Source organism: Pullulanibacillus sp. KACC 23026, assembly GCF_029094525.1.
In the GTDB taxonomy this organism is placed as follows: Bacteria; Bacillota; Bacilli; order Bacillales; family Sporolactobacillaceae; genus KACC-23026.
On record NZ_CP119107.1, the window covers coordinates 2,309,668 to 2,328,933 of the forward strand.

General features: G+C 41.5%; 14 protein-coding genes and 1 riboswitch. Of the genes, 10 read left to right on the plus strand and 4 right to left on the minus strand.

Features of this window, described 5'->3' with window-relative positions; all coding sequences use genetic code 11:
• Positions 1–24: 24 nt before the first annotated feature.
• The 5 genes from PU629_RS10845 (at position 25) to PU629_RS10865 (ending at position 5,479) form a co-directional block, all read left to right on the plus strand.
• Positions 25–636: an NTP transferase domain-containing protein gene (locus PU629_RS10845; RefSeq protein WP_275284265.1), complete on the plus strand. Its 612-nt coding sequence runs from the start codon at positions 25–27 to the stop codon at positions 634–636.
• Positions 637–1,530 carry an FAD binding domain-containing protein gene (locus PU629_RS10850; protein WP_275284266.1) on the plus strand — a complete coding sequence of 298 codons (894 nt, stop codon included), beginning with the start codon at positions 637–639 and terminating at the stop codon, positions 1,528–1,530. It begins immediately after the preceding gene.
• 22 nt (positions 1,531–1,552) lie between these two features.
• A complete protein-coding gene (pucD, locus tag PU629_RS10855; protein WP_275284267.1) occupies positions 1,553–3,844 on the plus strand; it encodes a xanthine dehydrogenase subunit D in 2,292 nt (763 codons plus the stop codon).
• 32 nt (positions 3,845–3,876) lie between these two features.
• On the plus strand, positions 3,877–4,326 hold the full coding sequence (locus PU629_RS10860; protein WP_275284400.1) for a (2Fe-2S)-binding protein: 450 nt from the start codon (positions 3,877–3,879) through the stop codon (positions 4,324–4,326).
• 85 nt (positions 4,327–4,411) lie between these two features.
• Positions 4,412–5,479 (plus strand): XdhC family protein, encoded by a 1,068-nt coding sequence (locus PU629_RS10865; protein WP_275284268.1) that lies wholly within the window; start codon positions 4,412–4,414, stop codon positions 5,477–5,479.
• Between the two features lie 88 nt (positions 5,480–5,567).
• Here PU629_RS10865 and PU629_RS10870 read toward each other — a convergent pair whose 3' ends face one another.
• The 3 genes from PU629_RS10870 to PU629_RS10880 form a co-directional block, all read right to left on the minus strand.
• The gene (locus PU629_RS10870) at positions 5,568–7,085 is read right to left on the minus strand and encodes an AMP-binding protein (protein ID WP_275284269.1); all 1,518 of its coding nucleotides are present in this window, start codon (positions 7,083–7,085) and stop codon (positions 5,568–5,570) included.
• A gap of 187 nt (positions 7,086–7,272) precedes the next feature.
• Entirely contained in the window at positions 7,273–8,874 is a 1,602-nt protein-coding gene (locus tag PU629_RS10875) for an APC family permease (RefSeq protein ID WP_275284270.1), read from the minus strand.
• Positions 8,875–9,083: 209 nt separating this feature from the next.
• Positions 9,084–10,448 (minus strand): sugar porter family MFS transporter, encoded by a 1,365-nt coding sequence (locus PU629_RS10880; RefSeq protein WP_275284271.1) that lies wholly within the window; start codon positions 10,446–10,448, stop codon positions 9,084–9,086.
• A gap of 376 nt (positions 10,449–10,824) precedes the next feature.
• On the opposite strand from PU629_RS10880, the gene PU629_RS10885 reads away from it, so the two are divergent.
• From PU629_RS10885 to PU629_RS10905, 5 genes are all read left to right on the plus strand, one after another.
• Complete coding sequence (locus PU629_RS10885) at positions 10,825–11,364, plus strand: cysteine hydrolase family protein (protein ID WP_275284272.1); 540 nt, start codon at positions 10,825–10,827, stop codon at positions 11,362–11,364.
• A gap of 110 nt (positions 11,365–11,474) precedes the next feature.
• Positions 11,475–11,648: riboswitch (Lysine riboswitch) on the plus strand.
• Positions 11,649–11,764: 116 nt separating this feature from the next.
• Positions 11,765–13,234, plus strand: coding sequence for an amino acid permease (locus PU629_RS10890; RefSeq protein WP_275284273.1), 1,470 nt, complete (start codon positions 11,765–11,767; stop codon positions 13,232–13,234).
• Between the two features lie 227 nt (positions 13,235–13,461).
• Positions 13,462–15,102: an aspartate 4-decarboxylase gene (gene aspD / locus PU629_RS10895; RefSeq protein ID WP_275284274.1), complete on the plus strand. Its 1,641-nt coding sequence runs from the start codon at positions 13,462–13,464 to the stop codon at positions 15,100–15,102.
• Between the two features lie 395 nt (positions 15,103–15,497).
• On the plus strand, positions 15,498–16,070 hold the full coding sequence (locus tag PU629_RS10900) for a cell wall hydrolase (protein ID WP_275284401.1): 573 nt from the start codon (positions 15,498–15,500) through the stop codon (positions 16,068–16,070).
• 336 nt (positions 16,071–16,406) lie between these two features.
• Positions 16,407–17,861 carry a nicotinate phosphoribosyltransferase gene (locus tag PU629_RS10905; RefSeq protein WP_275284275.1) on the plus strand — a complete coding sequence of 485 codons (1,455 nt, stop codon included), beginning with the start codon at positions 16,407–16,409 and terminating at the stop codon, positions 17,859–17,861.
• Positions 17,862–18,124: 263 nt separating this feature from the next.
• On the opposite strand, the gene PU629_RS10910 is transcribed toward PU629_RS10905, so the two are convergent.
• Complete coding sequence (locus PU629_RS10910; protein ID WP_275284276.1) at positions 18,125–19,024, minus strand: DMT family transporter; 900 nt, start codon at positions 19,022–19,024, stop codon at positions 18,125–18,127.
• Positions 19,025–19,266 lie beyond the last annotated feature (242 nt).

The following is a 19,266-nucleotide window of genomic DNA, read 5'->3' on the forward strand; positions in this document are numbered from 1 at the left end:
AAGTCATTACGAGGGGGAAAGGCTTTGAAATCGATTAGTGGTATTTATTTAGCAGCGGGGAACAGCAGACGTATGGGGAGCAATAAACTGGCTCTTCCTCTACAAGATACATTGCTCGGAAATCTAGCTCTCAAGCAGGCGTTTGATTCAAAGCTCGATACGATCAGTGTCGTTGTTCCAAAAACGGGACTTCCGGAATGGTTTGATCGCTCCTTTCTTCAAGAAGAAAACAAGCGCATCGTTGTAGCGGCCTGTGAATGGGAAGAGGAAGGGCAGGCCTACTCACTCCGAACAGGGCTAAAATCGGCAAGGTCTGTTGACCCGGAAGCGATTGTTGTTTTACTAGCGGATCAACCTTTTGTAACAAGCAACTTGATAAATGATTTAATTGATGCTTATCAAAAGCAACCTTATCCTTTTATTGCGGCGAGCTTCGGCGATCTCCCAAGACCCCCTATCTTGTTCTCAAAAGAGATGTTTCCAGAACTTGCACAATTAAAGGGAGATGAAGGGGCACGCAAGCTCCTTCGCGGCAGTTGGAAAGATAAAGGATTGATTATTCCTTATCAGGATAAACGCCTCTTTTTTGATATTGATACGGCCTGCGATTATCACTTGGCGAAAGGCGGACTATGAATGGTGCCTTCTATCTCATCATCACCTGTTGTGTGGCAACCCGAAACCATCCAAGAAGCTTTGAGTGTCAAAGAAAAACTAGGTCATGAATCGTGTTTTGTGGCAGGCGGGACTTATCTGCAGCTTCAATGGATTCAAAACCGTGTTATGCCTCGTGATCTCATCTCTTTAGAGAAGCTGAATGACTTGAAAAAAGTAAAGAAACGGTTAAGAGGGCAAGAAACCTTTTTAGAGATCGGGTCCCTCGTACGTCTAGTTGACCTTCAAGCGGGCCTCTCTGATTTCAGTGAAACGAAACTTTTGTTAGAGGCTCTTCCCCAAATCGCTTCTCCCGCTATTCGGAATCGGGCTACTTTAGGCGGTAATGTCATGAGCAAAAAAGGAGAACTCCTTCCAGCCTTACTGGTGTTAGAGGCCGAGCTCTTGATCCAAACACCTTCAGGAAGCAAGCATCTGACTTTACACAATTGGTTAGATCAAGCGAATCGTCAAGAACCGTTTGTTTTAACCCATTTGTACCTTCCAGATATGACCATGGAAAAAATGGAGGCGGGAGTAACGACGGCTTTCTTTAAAAAAACAGCCAGAAGAGAAGCGTTTGTTCCGTCACAAGTGATCGTTTCAGGAAGATGTACCGTCAATGTCAATCATTGTGTCTCACATATTCGCCTTGCCGTTGGCGGCACTGATCACTTGCCAGAACGCTTACTTCAGACTGAAGACCTTCTTCTTGGACGTCCATTAAACGAGGAAACGTTATCCAAGGTTTATTCCTCTATTTGGCAATCCCTACATCCGTTGGAAAGCCCCTTTACTTCTCCTCAATATTTAAAAAAGGTAGTCGCTAATTTAATCATCGGTCAATTGTATGAACTAGCCTTCAAATTAAAATAAATGAGACAAAGGAGCACCCACAATGTTAGCAAATCGAAAAGACAAAGGTCGAATTCGTCCTGATGGGCAGGACAAAGTAACGGGATGTCTCGCTTATTTAACAGATCTCACCTTTGAACGAATGCTGCATGGCAAAGTGTTAAGAAGTACCTATCCCCATGCTGAAATTAAAGCCATTCATACTAAGAAGGCGGAACAGTTGCCGGGAGTTGTAGCTGTCATAACGCATAAAGATATACCCGGTCTCAATGGTTTTGGTCTCATTACACCTGATCAGCCTGTCTTATGCGATTTTGTCGTTCGCTCTATTGGTGATGCTGTGGCAGCAGTTGCAGCGGAGACAGAAGAAATAGCGAGACAGGCACTTGACCTCATTGTTGTCGATTATGACCCTTTACCAGTTGTGGACAATCCTCATACAGCCCTTTTTCCCAATGCTCCCAAACTCCATTCAAATGGCAATTTACTTCATAAGGCAAGTTTTATAAAAGGGGATGTAAAGAAGGGTTTCGGTGACTGTACTTGTATTGTGGAAGAAACCTATGAAGTGCCGCGACAAATGCACGCTTATATGGAAACAGAAGGAGGCGTTGTGGTTCCAGAAGACGATGGCGGCATTACCGTTTACATGGGAACACAGCACGGTTACAAAGATCGTTATCAATTATCTAGAATTTTAAATTGTTCAGAAGCCTTAATTCGTGTTGTCTCGAGTCCAATGGGGGGATCGTTCGGAGGAAAAGATGAACTCAATGTTCAGCCTTACGCAGCATTGCTTGCATTAAAAACAGGACGTCCTGTACGAATTCACCAGACAAGGGAGGAATCACTCCGTTCAGGGATAAAGCGGCATCCGATGACCATTACAATGAAAACAGGAACGGATGCTTCGGGGAAATTACTGGCTCATCAGGTTCGCATTGTGGCAGATACTGGGGCTTATGCTTCCCTTGGACCGGCCGTGTTAGATTTTGCTGTCGAACACGCAACGGGTCCCTATCGGATTGCTCATGTTGAAACAGAAGGATTATCAATTTTTACTAATAATGGGGTGGCAGGTGAATTTCGTGGATTTGGAGGTAACCAGGTGACCTTTGCTTTAGAAGGTCAAATGGATCGTTTAGCTGAAAAACTGGGGATAGCCCCTATTGAATTGAGAAGGCGGAATTTAAGAAATGCAACCGACCTTGGACCGATGGAGCATCGTATTGCCCCAACCGATGGTGCCTCCATGGTGGTGGAAGCATTGGATCATCAGTATACAAAGCGTCTTGCAGCACGTGATTCGGATGTTTTTAACCCTTTTATTAAGAGAGGAATCGGAATTGCGATCACTATGCATGGTGGTGGGCTTGGCTATGGTCGTTTGGATAGCTCTGGCGGCCGGCTTGCGTTAAATAATGATGGGAGAATTGAGGTCTCTTTTGGCTTTGAGGAATGCGGTCAGGGATTGCTTGCTGTTATTGAAACCATTGTGACGTCTGAACTTCATTGTGCGCCAAGCGATTTACTTATTTTAAACGGGGATACACATCTCGTTCCGCCGACAGGCTCATCTACTGCATCACGTGCCACAAGCATGGTGTGGACAGCGATTCAACGATTAAAGGAGGCATTTACGAACAAATTGCTGCATGCTGCCTCCCTTTATTTAGGACTTATGGAAACGGACTTGAAATTAGGTGAAGGAGGCATTTGGAGGCGGTCGGATAGAAAAAGTGAAACGCCTCTAATGAGCTATAAAGAACTCGCTGAATATGCCAATCATGAAGAACCTATCTGCGTCGACACCCATTTTGAATTTCCAACAACACCTGATCCGGTACCCGGCGGCCATTTTCTCTATTCCTTTGCAGGGGTATTGGCAGAAGTTGAAGTCGATTTGCTTACAGGGAGAGTAAAGGTTAGACGACTTGACCAAACAGTCGCTGCCGGTCCTGTTGTCAGTCCGTTAGGCTATCTCGGTCAAATAGAAGGCGGAGCTGTCATGGCATTAGGCTATTCTCTGACTGAAGAGGCAAAAATGGTTGGCGGCCATTATGTCACGAAAAACTTCGATACGTACCTCATTCCAACTATTAGGGATGCGCCTCTTGAAATGAATGTAGACGCGATCGAGATGCTGGATGAAGGAGATTCGTATGGACCAAGGGGTGTCGGAGAGATTGGAACGGTTGCGGTGGCCCCCGCTATTACAAAAGCCATTCATGATGCCATTGGTTATTGGCCTGTCAAACTGCCGGTCTGTCCTGAAGCCTTATTATCACATGTTGAGGAGGGGCTATTCCCATGGACATTGAAAAAACAAGCGTAAGTGAAGACCGGACCGATGAGACGACTTCGTTAATGGAAATCACCTTTCAAATTAACAATCAATTGACGACATTTAAAACTGAGCCAACGACACCTCTTATTCAATTGTTACGGAGTGAAAGGCAGTTAACAGGCGCCAAACTCTCCTGTGGGATTGGTCGTTGCGGTGCCTGTTCGATCTTAATGGATGGAGAATTAGTGAATGCCTGTTTAATCATGGCTTATCAAGCGTCTGGAACATCGATTTTAACTATTGAAGGACTTAATGAAGAAGGAGGGCATCCCATTCAAAAAGCGCTTCTTGAAGAAGGGGGCTTGCAATGCGGCTATTGTACACCAGGCATGGTGATGGCTATAACAGCCCTTTTCAAAAGGACACCTCAACCGACTGACGAAGAAATTATGGAGGGACTCTCTGGAAATCTCTGCCGCTGTACAGGTTATACAGGGATCATTCGAGCCATTAGACGTTGTATGAATTAAAAAAGAGGTCTGTAAAGTGGTTTCTTAAATTAAGAAACATAAATATCTATAGTAGGTGAGCGGATAGAGAAGGAGGGAGAAAGACATGGATGCTATTTATTCTATCTTAGATGAACTTCAATCCTCTCATGAAGAGGTTCCATCTGTCTTGGCAACCATTATCAAAGTGGAAGGGTCCGCTTATCGGAAAGAAGGGGCGGCTATGCTTATCAAAAATGAGCGAGAGCGTGTCGGACTCCTAAGCGCCGGCTGCCTAGAGGAAGACTTAATTGCCCGCATTCAAAGGTATTCTAGTTTCCAAGAATCCGAGACGCTTCAATATGATATGTCGAGTGAAGATGATCTTTCCTGGGGACAAGGGGCGGGATGTAACGGTATTTTGCATATCCTTCTTGAACCAGTTAACCCTAGCTTTCGTGACCATCTACTTACGCTAAAAACCTATCTTCAGGCAGGCCTTTCTGTCGATATGATTCGATTATTAGATAATAAGGGGGCCGTTAGCCAGTATCTTTTCATTGCAGAAAATGGGTTTCAATTTGGCAATTGGCAAACGGATAAATCCCAAATTCATAAAGTTTTAGACGAACAAAAGGCTGGACGTCAAGACATGAAGAACCGCTTGATGGCTGCCGATTCGTCCTCTACCTATTATTTCTTTCAAACCTTTCAGCCAAAGTCACGACTCATTCTCTTTGGTGCGGGTGAAGATGCAGAACCGTTAGCCCAATTTGCTTCTCAAGCGGGCTTCTCTGTCTGGGTAACGGATTGGCGCACAAGCCGGTGTCATCCGAGTCATTTTCCAAAGGCCGATCAATTGATCGTTGGCAGTCCAAAGGAGATTGCCAATCAATTGACTTTTAACGCTCATGATTCCGTCATCCTGCTTTCACATGTTTTTCAAAAAGATCGCGAATTTCTGCAGCACCTACAAGACCTAAAGCTTAAATTTCTAGGATTACTCGGTTCAAAGGATCGAACAAAACGACTCCTGAAGGGGTTAGAACTCATGAGTTCGATCTACTCACCGGTAGGACTGCCGATTGGAGCAGAGGGGCCAGAGGAGATTGCAATCAGTATTGTCGCTCAATTAATTCAAGTGAAAAGGTCCTCGGTTCACGATCCCGCTCCTTACACCCCTGCTGAAATTTAACATGATTTCACGAATCCTGAAAATACAAATCATTAATAAGAAAGGTGCCCCAAGTTGGGACACCTTACAAATCTTTGTTATAAAAGGCTCATAGGGAGGCTAGATCCTTTGCCATGACCTCCATTTGCCGGTAATCCGGTTTCCCGCTTTGAAGAAGGGGGATTTCGTTAATAAAGACAATTTGATCCGGGATATATAAGGACGACATTTTCTTTTGCTTAATAGATTTATTAAATTCTCTTCCTGTTACATCAGCGACTGTGGTAAAAAGAATAATCTTTTCGCCTTTTCTTTTATCAGGGATACTGACGGCGTAGAAGGAGGAGGATCCAAAGTGTTCAAGTGCAAGCTCCTCGATTTTGTTTAATGAAATCATTTCACCTGCTATTTTGGAAAATCGTTTCAGACGAGACACAATCGTGATAAATCCCTCGTTATCAATGGTTACAATATCACCCGTGTTATACCATTCACCGCATGGCACATACCCCTTACCATGAATTAAATAGCCCTTCATGACATTAGGCCCTTTCAATAACAAACTGCCGCCTTCTTCAATCCCTTGTATTTTGTCTAATTTGCATTCTAATAAAGGAAGCGGTTTGCCGACCGTCCCTTCTTTACTAAAAGAAGGGGTGTTTAAGGCGATCATTGGAGAGGTTTCAGTTGTTCCATACCCTTGTAAGAGCGTTATGCCGAACTCATTTCGATACTTGTCATAAACATCCTTTTTGAGTTTCTCTGCACCCGCAACGACAATTCGCAGTGTTGCCAACTGGTCTCTTGTGGCATGTTTCGCATATTGATCAAAGAACGTATTCGTCGCAACAAAAACAGTGCTCTGATCCTTATGAATAAGTTTCGGTATTTCCCGATAATGGAGCGGAGAAGGATAGAGAAACGATTTTATATTTGATAATAAGGGCAAGACCGCTCCTACAGTTAGACCAAAGGCGTGAAAGAGAGGGAGAGGGTTAAAGAGTCGATCTTTCTCGGTTAATGGGACAACCGATAACCCTTGTTTAATATTGGCGTATATATTGCGATGAGTTAAAATAACCCCTTTTGGCTTGTTTTCAGTTCCGGAAGTAAACAAGATGACTTCCTTTTGTTTTCCTTTTCTAAAAGAAGGTAATTTCGATTCCACAAAGCCTGTCGCTTTCTGGGCGAGAGTAAGTCCATCTTTTAAGTCTTCCAAATAGAGAATGCGTACCTTTTTTTCCATTTCATCGATCACGGGTGAAACTTTAGCTACCTTGATGAATTCTCTAGAGGTTAAGACGGTTTGCAGTTCGGCCGTTTCTATGCAATCTAAAAGGTTTTGTGTCCCCATAGAGAAATTCAATAAACATGGATTTTGATTGTTTTTAAATAAGGCAAACAAGGTGACGACTTGCCCAATAATATTTGGCAAATACAAACCAACTCGTTCTTCGTTTAGGGTCATTTCTTTAATTTTTCGGCTTAATACATTAACCGATAATAAAAATTGGTCATAAGTCAGGGAACCTGACAGATCTTCTAAGATAACCCTATTACGATGGCGCTTTGCCTGTTTTCTCATTTCATCATATAAATTAATTTGTTCAGGTATAGAAAGTACCATTGTTTTCCCCCAATTTGTTCATCAACTGCTTAAATATATAGTAATCGTTTTCAGGATGAAACGAAACATGAATTTAAAAAAATAATGAAATACTATTGAATTCTAGAACGAAAATGTCAAAAGTCCCAAGGTATTTAAAACCTTGGGACTTCGGTTATAACTCGTTTAAATTTGTTAGGAGCATTTTTTAGACATCAGCGGCTTTAAGTTCTTCGTAATCCTCATCATCTTCATCAATCTCAGGCTGTACCATAGCACTGTTAGATCCCCAATAGAAGAAGGCAAGGGAACCGATGACAACAATAATGCTATCCCAAGGTGACGGAATAATTGGTTTCGCCCCAGCTGGCAATTGATAATTGCCGAGACGTGACATGATCAGCATGAAGATGTAGTAGAAGACTAACCAGGCGCCAGATTTCCAATCCGAACGAATGCGTTCACGAATGCCATCGCGATCCATAAATGCAAAATAAAGGACGAGGGAAACAAGCGTGATGCCAAGGATTTCAAGGTTCGTTGTCCAACCGCTCCAGAAAATAATGAGAGAAGCGGCAATGAAAGCAAGTGGAGCTAATACTTGAATGCCTTTTAATTTGAATGGACGATCGAGACCAGGTGCCGTTTTTCTTAGTGCCATCAAAGAAATCGGTCCAATCATATAAGTCAGAACCGTCGCAGAAGTGACGTTTCCTACAAGACCTTGCCAGAAATTAAGATGGGCAGGAAGAATCCAAATAATCGATAAGATTAAGGACAACCAGAGCGCTCCTCTTGGAATACCAGTTCGGGCATCTACTTTTCGGAACAATGAATAAAAGAGACCGGTCTTTGCCCAAGCAAACAAAACGCGTGTTGTACCGGAAAGATAAATATTCCCTGTACCTGATGGAGAGATGACAGCATCAATGAAGATAATGTTCATAAGCCACAGGATCCCCAAAGATTTGGCCAGGTCAGCATAAGGCGCTTGTTGGAAGGAAAGATTTGCCCATCCTTTTGCAAGCTGCTCAGCAGGAACTGCACCAAGAAATGCAAATTGCAATAAAAGATACATAAGGGTTCCTAGGGAAATCGATAAAATGATGGCAAGAGGTATATCTCTCTGTGGACGTTTCGCTTCTGAACCAAAGTCAACCGCCTGACGGAATCCTAAGAAAGCGAAGGCAATCCCTGAAAGCGACACAGCTTCAAAAACACCAGACATACCGCCTGGCTTAGCACCGCCTACGGACAAATTTGAAGCATGAAAATGAGTGAATAAAATAATAACCGTAAGAATAGGTACTAAGAATTTAATGGTAGTAATAATCGTATTGAATTTTCCAAATACGTTAACACTCCAATAGTTCAAGAGGAGAAAGACTACTAAGAGCGCAATCTCAAAAACATAACCAATGAATGTTGGCCCCGCTGAATCTGTTCCCAATGCTGTCCACCAGGTTGCGGCGTATCCGCGAACAGCTTCCACTTCGATTCCCGCGACACTTGAATAAGCAAGCATAGAAATAAATCCAATTAAATAACCAACTAGCGTTCCGTGGGTGTACCTTGGATAGCGAACGAACCCCCCTGAACGAGGCATCATGGAGCCAAGTTCTGCATACACAAGACCGATGAGAATAAAGGCAACAGCACCAATAATCCACGCGACCCATGCATATGAACCAGCAAAGCCAGCTGCGCCCGCGGCTGCAAAGAGCCACCCTGAGCCGATGATGGACCCCAGCCCCAAGAAAGTGAGGTCGAGCAAATTTAACGATTTTTTAAATCCACTTGGACTTCCCATACATCAATCCCCTTTCTGATAGATGATAATATATATGAGTGTCAATCCACTCATATTTTGGATTTTATCGATTAATTCAAATTTTTTCAACAGTTTTGATCATTTATTTTGCAAAAATATTCAAAAATTAGAATAAATGTGAAAAAACCCCAAGGAAAATGTGAATTCTTGGAGTTTAAACAGGGTTATATAGAATTTTTAATCGAGTGTTAGTGAGTGGACCATTCTGTTTCGATTTCTTCCAGCGATTTCCCTTTTGTTTCCCTCACTACGGTTGCAGAGAAGATAAAGGCAAACAAACTTAATATGGCAAAAATGAAGAAGGTCGTTGCTGGACCGGTTTTTCCTAACAGAATCGGGAAAAATTGTGAGACAACAAAGTCGGCTAACCAAAGAGCGACAGAAGCAATGGCAGTGGCTCGTCCTCTAATATTAGTTGGGAAAATTTCCGCAATAACAAGCCAAACAATGGGTCCAAATGAAACGGCAAAGGCCGCAACAAAAAGGAGAATGAAGAATAGGACAAGTGTCCCGTTTGGATGAGCTGAACTGAATTCAAAGCCAACGACGGCTAAACTGATCGTCATGACAGCTGATCCTATAATAAGCAAGGTTTTTCTCCCTACTTTGTCAATTAACCATAGGGAAACAAGGGTAAATAGAAAGTTAACTAACCCAACGATAATGGTTTCAGTAAGGGATGCATTGGTACCCGCACCGACTTTTTTAAAGATTTCAGGTGCATAGTACATAATGGCATTGATCCCGGTGACTTGCTGTAAAATTGCCAATACGACTCCGATTATGAGGGCGATGCGAAACCCTGGTTTAAATAAAAGACGAATGGAACCAGATGCTTCTTTTTGAATGGAGTTTTTGATATCGGCTAATTCTTTCTTTGCTTGGTCAGTTCCATTTATTTTTTCCAATAACTTAAAAGCTTTTTCGTCAAAGCCTTGCTTTTCTAGCCATCTTGGACTTTCAGGAACAAGTAAGAGAAGGAAGACAAAAAGAAGTCCGGGAATTAATCCGCATCCTAACATCCATCTCCAAGAATAATTGACATCCCAGGATTGATCACCGGCATTAACGATAGCCTTATTTACAAAATAAATGGCTGAAATCCCAATGACGACTGCCAATTGATTTAATGAGACGAGACGTCCGCGATTTTTGCTAGGCGCAATTTCAGCAATATAAAGGGGAACTAAGGTTGAAGAGATACCGATCCCAATTCCTCCAATTATACGTGCTATCACAAATAGATTGATTGTTGGAGAAAGAGCTGAGATAATCGAGCCGATTGTAAATAACAATCCTGAAATAATGAGCATTTTTTTGCGGCCAAAGCGGTCGCTCAAAAATCCAGCAAGAGCTGCTCCGATGATCGCTCCAATCAATAGACAAGAAACAACCCATCCTTGCATTGCACTGTTTAAATGAAATTTGGTTTGCATAAAACCGATGGCACCCGATATGACGGATGTATCGTAACCAAATAGTAAACCGCCGACAGCGGCAACAATTGAAACTAAGGTAACAAAGCCATAGTTTGTGTGAGTGGAACTAGTCATGATAGTCGATCCCTTCGATGAATAATTAATCCGTAGTCCTTAGTATGCCTAAATTAATCCTTAGATTTACTAAAAACCAATACTTTACAGAGTTTAACTCATAACCTCGAAATAAACAATCAAAAAACATCATAATCATTCATGGTCGATCATTTAAAATCAAAAAAGAACGTTGGCGATTCTTTTTAGTCTCATAGCGATTTATAAATGGGATTTGCTTTGTTTCTTTGGTAAACTAGTGTTAAAGAAATCATGACTTATACAGGAACTCTGTTAAAGGCTGTTGTTGATTTACCGGCATAGGCATGTACATAGAAAACCACCATTGAAGATTTACAGAGGCTTATAATAAATGAAATAAAAGGGATGACTTAAGATGACGCAAGAAGCACTTCTAATTGTTGATATGAGCAATGATTTTGTGCACGATGAAGGCGGACTTACTGCGGGAAAGGCAGCACAGGAGATTGTTCCAATGATCGTTCAAAAAGCGAATGAATTTCTGCAAGCAGGCAAAGTGGTCGCGATTTGTATGGATGCCCATGAGCCGAACGATACTCATTTTGAGCTATGGCCCAAGCATAATGTGAAAGGAACGTGGGGACAAAAACTGTATGGTCCGTTGGAAGTCTGGTATCAAGAAAATAAGGAGCATCTTAACGTTTTGTATATTCCTAAACCCGAATACGATGCCTTTTTCGAAACGAACCTTCACGATCAACTACAAGAAAAAGGAGTTGCACGCGTCCATGTTACCGGTGTTTGTACAGATATCTGTGACTTTCTCACGGTTTATGGGGCTTATGCGCGAGGCTATGAAACGGTTGTATATTCAAAAGGTACAGCAACTTTTACTAACCAACATGATCTTTTTCTTAAGCATATGGAGGCTATTTTTAAAACCAAAATCGTTTAAAGCGAAACGACCTGAGTTTGGCGTGCTTCTCCGTCGATTTAGGATCTCCCATATTTATATTGACATAAGCTCTCATTCGATTAATAATAGTTAAGTTCGTATAAGTGAATAGCTAAGATAGAGGAGCGGTTTTTAAGAGTACTATTACAGAGCTTTAGCGCGATGATGTAATAGGAAAGGAAACGCCGCCGAAACAGGCCGTGTGTGCTAAAACACGATCTTGTTGGGGTTGTATAGAAGATGTACAACACTGTCACAATTGTTTGTGGAGGGCTATCATTCTTTGCTAATGGTTTTCGTCGTAGACTTCAATCAATTTTGCCTTGAGTGTTTAAGCTCAGGGCTTTTTCTATTCTTAGGGACTTCACTTATCAGTAAACTGATAAGGGGCTTGATTAACATGTTAGACAGAGTGGACAACAAGAATGAATCCGGATCCGGAAACAAGCAGTTAAAAAGGGGGCTCCGCTCAAGACATTTGAGCATGATTGCTATTGGGGGAGCTATTGGAACAGGCTTGTTCGTCTCCAGTGGTTCAACCATTAGTACAGCAGGAGCAGGAGGGGCCTTAGCTGCTTATATTATTGTGGGAATCATGGTGTACTTTCTCATGACCAGTTTAGGTGAAATGGCAACTTTTATGCCGGTTTCGGGTTCGTTTGAAACCTATGCAAGCCGCTTTGTTGATCCGGCGCTTGGATTTGCCCTTGGATGGAATTATTGGTATACCTGGGCCATTACGATTCCGGCCGAACTTGCCGCTGCTTCTTTGGTGATGAAATACTGGTTTCCAAACAGTCCATCCATCCTTTGGTGTGCTATTTTTTTAGTGCTATTTTTCCTATTAAATGTATTTTCCGTGAAAGGATATGGGGAAGGCGAATTTTGGTTCTCAAGCATTAAAGTTAGTGTTATTATCCTCTTTTTAGTCGTTGGGATTGCGATGATTTTGGGGATTTTCACTGGGCATTCTTCTGGCTTTCATACCTTTAATTTAGGCGGAACCCCCTTTCATGGCGGGTTAATGGCGATTTTTTCGACAGTGCTTGTAGCTGGTTTTTCGTTTCAAGGCACGGAATTAGTCGGACTTGCAGCAGGTGAGAGCGATAACCCGGCTAAAAATGTACCAAAAGCTATTCGACAAGTATTTTGGCGTATTCTCTTGTTTTACGTCCTTGCAATCTTTGTAATCGGTATGCTTATCCCGTATACGGACCCGAACTTGCTGAAATCGGATGTTCAAAATGTGGCTATCAGCCCATTTACACTCGTTTTTCAGAGAGCGGGATTTGCGCTTGCTGCAGCCGTTATGAATGCGGTCATTTTAACAGCAGTCCTATCAGCGGGAAACTCTGCTATGTATGCTTCCACTCGGATGCTCTGGGCGTTAGCAAAAGAAGGGAAGGCGCCGCGACTCTTTAGTAAGGTGAATTCAAGAGGGGTTCCCATTAATTCTCTGTTGATTAATGTGTTCATCGGTTTGATTGCTTTTTTATCTTCAATGTTTGGAAATGGCTCCATTTACACTTGGATGATCAACGCGTCCGGTTTAAGCGGCTTTCTTGCTTGGTTAGGGATTGCCGTCAGTCATTATCGGTTTAGAAAAGCTTATGTGGCACAGGGGAGAGATCTCAATCAACTTGTTTATAAAGCCAAATGGTTTCCGTTTGGACCTATCTTTGCCTTTATCCTCTGTGCAGTCGTTATAGTTGGACAAGATTATTCAGGCTTTATGGACAAGCCGATTAATTGGACAGGAGTCATCGCCACCTATATTGGGTTACCTTTGTTTATCCTTTTATGGCTGGGCTATAAATTCTTCAAAAAGACTAACGTTGTTAAGCTTGATCAATGTCATTTTGACAAGTGATTAACCATGAGGCTGGGACAAAACTAAACTAAAGACTTAACTTATAAATGAAAAACCGAACCCATCACGTTAAAAGGTGTGAATAAGTTCGGTTTTTTCTTTTCGTCAACTACCTCTGTCTCAGTCTCTTTTTTGCTGGTTAAGAATCCTTTTTTATAATCAAGACCTCTCTGTGACATACTATCGATGATTCTAAAAGTAATGTCAGTGACAGGGGGCTATAACTAATGGCTGAAACTAAGAATAAACAGGGAGCCGATGATGAAATGGAGCATATCAGCCCATTTGAGATAAAAAATAAATTAGTTGATCTGGCAGAAGGAAAGAAGAGAATGACGCGTACCATGCTGGATGCAGGACGGGGCAATCCAAATTGGATCGCAGCTACACCTCGTGAAGCTTTCTTCGTTTTAGGCCAATTCGCAGTATCTGAGTCACGGAGAGTTTGGAATGAGTATGATCTAGCGGGAATGCCAAGTCGTGAGGGTATCCAGGAACGGTTTGAGGCTTATGTCAAAGAACATTCTGAAGTTCCGGGAATTCAATTACTCAAAGACATTGTTGATTATGGCATTAATGAATTGGATTTTGATCCTGAAAAATGGTTGTATGAGCTCGTTGATGGAATAATTGGGGATAATTATCCGAATCCTGATCGGATGCTTGTCAGAACAGAAAAAGCTGTTCAGTCTTTCTTATTACAAGAACTGTACGGTAATGACACGTCAGTTGGCTCATTTGATCTTTTTGCTGTTGAAGGTGCAACAGCAGCTATGTGCTATATATTCGACACCTTATTTCGTAATTATCTGATACCAAATGGTTCAAAAATTGCCGTTATGGTTCCAATCTTTCCACCCTACATAGAAATACCAGAACTCCCGAACTTTGATTTTGATGTGGTGGATATTCGAGCCTCTGCTCTCGACAAGGAAGGCCACCACACTTGGCAATATCCAGATGAGGAACTAGAGAAACTAACTGATCCGACTATTAAAGCTGTGTTTATTGTCAATCCGAGCAACCCGCCATCAGTTGCTCTTACAAAGGAATCAAGACAAAAGATTATAGACATCGTCAAGAACAATAATCCTGATCTCATGATTATTTCTGATGATGTATATGGGACTTTTATAGAAGGGTTTCGCTCATTAATGGTGGACCTTCCCTATAACACAATTGGAGTCTATTCATTCTCTAAATACTATGGGGTGACAGGCTGGCGGCTAGGAACGATTGCAGTTAATCAATCAAATGTCTTCAATAAATTATTGGAGGAGCTTCCTTCTGAACAAAAAGAAATCTTGCACAAAAGATATTCATCACTGACTCCTCATCCTGAGAAATTAACCTTTATGGATCGGCTTGTCGCGGATAGCCGGACCGTTGCCATGAATCATACGGCAGGACTCTCAACCCCGCAGCAAGTTCAGATGGCTTTGTTCTCTATCTTTTCACTGCTCGATAAAGAGAATCGCTATAAAAAACAAACGATGGAAATTTGTCATCGCCGGATGAATCTACTCTATGAGGGACTTGGTTTACCTAAAAAGCATTTGCCTAATGATGCCGATTATTACACAGAATTTGATTTGGAGATTTGGTCTAATCATCATTTTGGACATGAACTGACAGACTATATGCAGGCACATTATAAACCAATTGATATTTTATACCGTCTGGCAGAACGATCTTCAATTGTTTTACTAAATGGAGAAGGCTTCTTAGCTCCTTCATGGTCCATTCGAGTGTCTTTAGCTAATTTGGAGGATGAAGCGTATCTTAAAATCGGCCAGGAATTGCACCATATTCTACAAGAAATTGCCGAGGAATGGGAAGAACAAAAAGAAACCAAACACAATAAATAAGACGGATGGGATGTTCGTCTTGATTCAAAAAAGCCCCTGTGTGATGCACAGGGGCCTGAGTTTTGGTTATGACAGACATCTCCTCAAAAGACTAACGGCTTGAAGAGGTCGTACCCACTCATTGGCCAAATTAAGTAACAGGTTTGAAACAGTTTGTAATAATCCGGGATTTTTATGGTTTTTTTAGATAAAACTGGTAAACATAAAGGATTGGATAAAATTAGCACCCATTTGCTTAGGCTTGATGGTGAAAGGAATAAGACAAGCCTTTCTAGTGATTCCCATTTTATGTTAATGATTTAGAAGATGACATTTGCTAACCTACTAGTAGACCCACTTAGCCAACTACTAGGAGGTTCAAACATATGAAAAAACTAAACAAATTTAAAAAGATTATGTTAGCAGCTGGAGCTCTTTTATCTTTATCCGCCTTTACTTTAACAGGTAAATCAGAAGCTGCAACATCCCATACTGTTTCTTCTGGTCAAACGTATTGGACGATTGCAAAAGGTTTTGGTATTCCAATAGATAGTTTAGAAACGGCCAATCATTATAAATCTCTATATGCAGGGGAAACGATCACACTGCCCAATGCGAAATTTTCTTCTGCAGATAAAGCTTTGCTGGCACGACTTGTTCACGCAGAAGCGTCTGGTGAACCTTATGCCGGGAAAGTGGCTGTAGCGACAGTTGTGTTAAACAGAGTGTTAAGCTCTCAATTTCCTGACACGATTCCTGGTGTGATTAACCAAGTTTCCAATGGTTATTATGCGTTTACGCCTGTTAAAAACGGGCAAATCAATCATCCGGCTGATGCAGATTCTAAAAGAGCGGTCAACGAAGCCATAGCGCTGATTGGTAAAGGAAGTGGATCTTTATTCTTCTATAATCCATCCACAGCCACATCCTCCTTCGATGCTTCTCGTACAGTGACTGTGAAAATAGGGCATCATGTTTTTGCAAAATAAATAAGGACTATATCATGATTTATTCCATGAGCACTAATCGACTTAGCGATTAGTGCTCTTTTAGATATATTGGAGGGCGGAGATCATTTTGATAAAAGCTGCCTTTATGGGAAACCTTGCTTTATTTGGAAAAAATCACAACTCGTGCATTAAACATTTCTAATTTCTAGAAACATGATAGAATAGAAAAGAAGTTTTTTGTATAATCAAAGGGTTGTAGGTAGTTTACATAGGTTTATTTATAGCAATACTTGAAATTGAGGCATTATACTTATTTAATATTAATAAAAAAATGTGAACCCTTTGAATCTGTTGACAGAACGTGGAGGACATCAAATGTACGATGAGAATTTAACACTTTTTACAGATTTGTATCAACTAACCATGATGTATGGCTATTACCAATCAGGTAAAATGGATGAAGAAGTCGCCTTTGATCTATTCTTTCGTAAAAATCCATTTAAAAATGGCTTTACCATTGCAGCAGGCTTGGAAACCTTGATCGATTATCTAAATAATCTAAGCTTTACACATGATGATATTGATTATTTAAGAAGCACAGGACTATTCCCTGATGAAGGTTTTTTTAAAGAATTACGTAATTTCCGTTTTACCGGAGAAATCCATGCCGTTGAAGAGGGGATGATTGTCTTCCCGAATGAACCGATCGTCCGAGTCCATACGAGGTTATTTGAAGCTCAATTGATTGAAACAGCTATTCTCTCTATGGTTGGCTATCAAACACTCATTGCGACAAAAGCCAATCGGATTGTCAACGCAGCAAACGGAAAACCGGTCATTGAGATGGGGGCAAGACGCGGCCAAGGCCCAGGAAGCTCTATCTATGGAGCAAGAGCTGCCTATATTGGAGGGGTAGTCGCCACCTCGAATGTAATAGCAGGCAAACGTTTCAATATTCCCATTTCCGGAACTCATGCTCATAGCTGGGTCATGAGCTTCAACTCTGAGCTCGAGGCATTTAGAAAATACGCGAGATCTTACCCGGACAATTTGATCTTACTCGTGGATACTTACGATGTCCTAAAATCAGGTGTGCCTAATGCGATTAAAGTCTTCGATGAAGTTCATGAGGCGCTTGGTCGAAAGCCTGAAAAATTTGGAATACGATTGGACAGCGGTGATTTAACTTATTTGAGTCAAAAAGCGAGACAGTTATTAGATGCTGCTGGATATCCGGACGCGATTATCGTTGCTTCTAACGATTTAGACGAGTATACCATGCGTGAACTCCATACCCAAGGAGCACTAATTGATTCCTTTGGTGTTGGAACAAAGCTCATTACGGCCTATGATCAGCCAGCATTGGGCTGTGTTTATAAACTGGCTGCTGAGAAGATGGATGGTAAATGGGTCCCTCGTATAAAACGCTCGGAAAACGTGGAAAAGGTCACGAATCCAGGACTGAAAAAAATCGTTCGTTTCTTTAATGAAAACACGAATGAAGCCATTGTTGACCTCATCATGTTAGAAGATGAAAAGTTGCCCGAACAGCCATTTGAAGTGTTTGACCCTATCTACACTTGGAAACGGAAGACAGTAGATGCGGCAAAGAGTCTCGAACTTTTAAAACCCATTTTTATAAACGGTAAATTGGTTTATGAGGTCCCTAGTCTTGAAGAAGTTGCAAAACGAACAAAAGAAAATCTCAAAACATTTTCTAGCTTCCATACAAGATTCTCCAATCCTCATGAATACCATGTCGATTTGTCTCAGAAGCTTTGGGACACGAAAATGAAGTTATTATCAAAAATTACAGATGATAACGTATAAGATTTTGGGTAAATCAAAAAGAGAACGGCTAAGCGCCGTTCTCTTTTTCACATTTTACAGAATGAGTTTTAGCTGTCTCTTACAAGTCAACCTCTAATCAAATCGGCTCATAACGGAATGGTTGCCCGCTGCAATCGTGGTAACTGTATAAAATCTCTGGTTTGTCCGTTACAATGAGGCGATTGTCGGACCAATAAGGTCGGATGCTCTTGCCATCCAACCTTTTGTTAAAAGATGTTGATTGTGCCCCATTAAGATCTTTTTTAGCGGTCTAAAGCTTTTTTTTGCAACGATTTTGGTTTAATGTTGACGCAAAGAATACTAATGATGACTAGAACTAACCCGCCCAAAAGGTTCAGTGTGATCGCTTCATGAAGGAACAGGGCGCTCGCCGCAACGGAAATGAGTGGAATAATGAACGTATAAGAGCCGACAATGCTTGCTTCTCCAGCGCCTACCAATGTGAAGAAGACGAGCCAGCCTATCGCGATAACAAAAATGGAAATAAAGGCTAATAGGGAGACAAAGGTAAGATTCCAAGTAATATCCGACCATGTTTCGGTCAACGAGCCAACCCCTGATAATAAAACGCCGCCAATGAGAAGCTGCGAGGTTACCATCCAAATCGAATCCACTTTTGCCCCTTGTTTTTTAACATAAACGGTTCCAAGTCCCCATCCAAAGGCGGTTCCAAGGGCAAGCAGAATCCCGATAACGGATAGATGACCCAAAACTCCATTAATGCTTATAGCGGCTACACCTAAGAAACCAAGAATTAAACCGATTATTTTCAACCCATACATCGCTTCGCCTAACCAAAGCCAAGAAAAAACACCTAGAAGAATGGGCTGTATGAAGACAATCGCAGAGAAAAGCCCTGCAGGCATAAATTTAAGTCCAATGGTTTGCAGGCCATAAAAGATGATGATGTTAAGGACAGCAGAAATGAGATAGGCTGACCAATTTTGCTTGAATTTGAACTTCTTATAATTTGGCAAGGCATAAATCAGTAACAGAAGGCCCGCAAGCAATGTTCGAATTCCAGCAAACAAAATGGGGGGGCAAAAATGAAGGGCATATTTAGATAATGGCCAATTAATTCCCCACATAATAACGAGAAATACAAGAAGGGATAGTGTTTTTATTTTTGAAAGTGAACGCATGAAGTCCTCCCTATCCAAAATAATAGTGTTAATACTTGAGTTATTATACACGAATTCAGATTGTCTTTAGTGAAAAATGCTCTAGAACGCTTACATAATTTGGATTGGAAGAGACATGTCTGCGCATGACAAGAAAATCGTGTGTGAAGCAGTCTCAAATCTATAACTTTGGGGTGTGGATATAAGAAATAAGACCAATTTAAAGCTCTTATTTGAATTAAAATTTAAAATATTGCGTAAGA

Excerpts from the sequence above, each read along its gene's own strand:
- PU629_RS10910 (WP_275284276.1), bottom strand. The coding sequence starts at position 19,024 with ATGCGTTCACTTTCAAAAATAAAAACACTATCCCTTCTTGTATTTCTC.
- aspD (WP_275284274.1), top strand. The coding sequence starts at position 13,462 with ATGGCTGAAACTAAGAATAAACAGGGAGCCGATGATGAAATGGAGCAT.
- PU629_RS10890 (WP_275284273.1), top strand. The coding sequence starts at position 11,765 with ATGTTAGACAGAGTGGACAACAAGAATGAATCCGGATCCGGAAACAAG.
- PU629_RS10875 (WP_275284270.1), bottom strand. The coding sequence starts at position 8,874 with ATGGGAAGTCCAAGTGGATTTAAAAAATCGTTAAATTTGCTCGACCTC.
- PU629_RS10905 (WP_275284275.1), top strand. The coding sequence starts at position 16,407 with ATGTACGATGAGAATTTAACACTTTTTACAGATTTGTATCAACTAACC.
- PU629_RS10865 (WP_275284268.1), top strand. The coding sequence starts at position 4,412 with ATGGATGCTATTTATTCTATCTTAGATGAACTTCAATCCTCTCATGAA.
- PU629_RS10885 (WP_275284272.1), top strand. The coding sequence starts at position 10,825 with ATGACGCAAGAAGCACTTCTAATTGTTGATATGAGCAATGATTTTGTG.
- PU629_RS10850 (WP_275284266.1), top strand. The coding sequence starts at position 637 with ATGGTGCCTTCTATCTCATCATCACCTGTTGTGTGGCAACCCGAAACC.
- PU629_RS10860 (WP_275284400.1), top strand. The coding sequence starts at position 3,877 with ATGGAAATCACCTTTCAAATTAACAATCAATTGACGACATTTAAAACT.
- pucD (WP_275284267.1), top strand. The coding sequence starts at position 1,553 with ATGTTAGCAAATCGAAAAGACAAAGGTCGAATTCGTCCTGATGGGCAG.
- PU629_RS10900 (WP_275284401.1), top strand. The coding sequence starts at position 15,498 with ATGTTAGCAGCTGGAGCTCTTTTATCTTTATCCGCCTTTACTTTAACA.
- PU629_RS10880 (WP_275284271.1), bottom strand. The coding sequence starts at position 10,448 with ATGACTAGTTCCACTCACACAAACTATGGCTTTGTTACCTTAGTTTCA.
- PU629_RS10870 (WP_275284269.1), bottom strand. The coding sequence starts at position 7,085 with ATGGTACTTTCTATACCTGAACAAATTAATTTATATGATGAAATGAGA.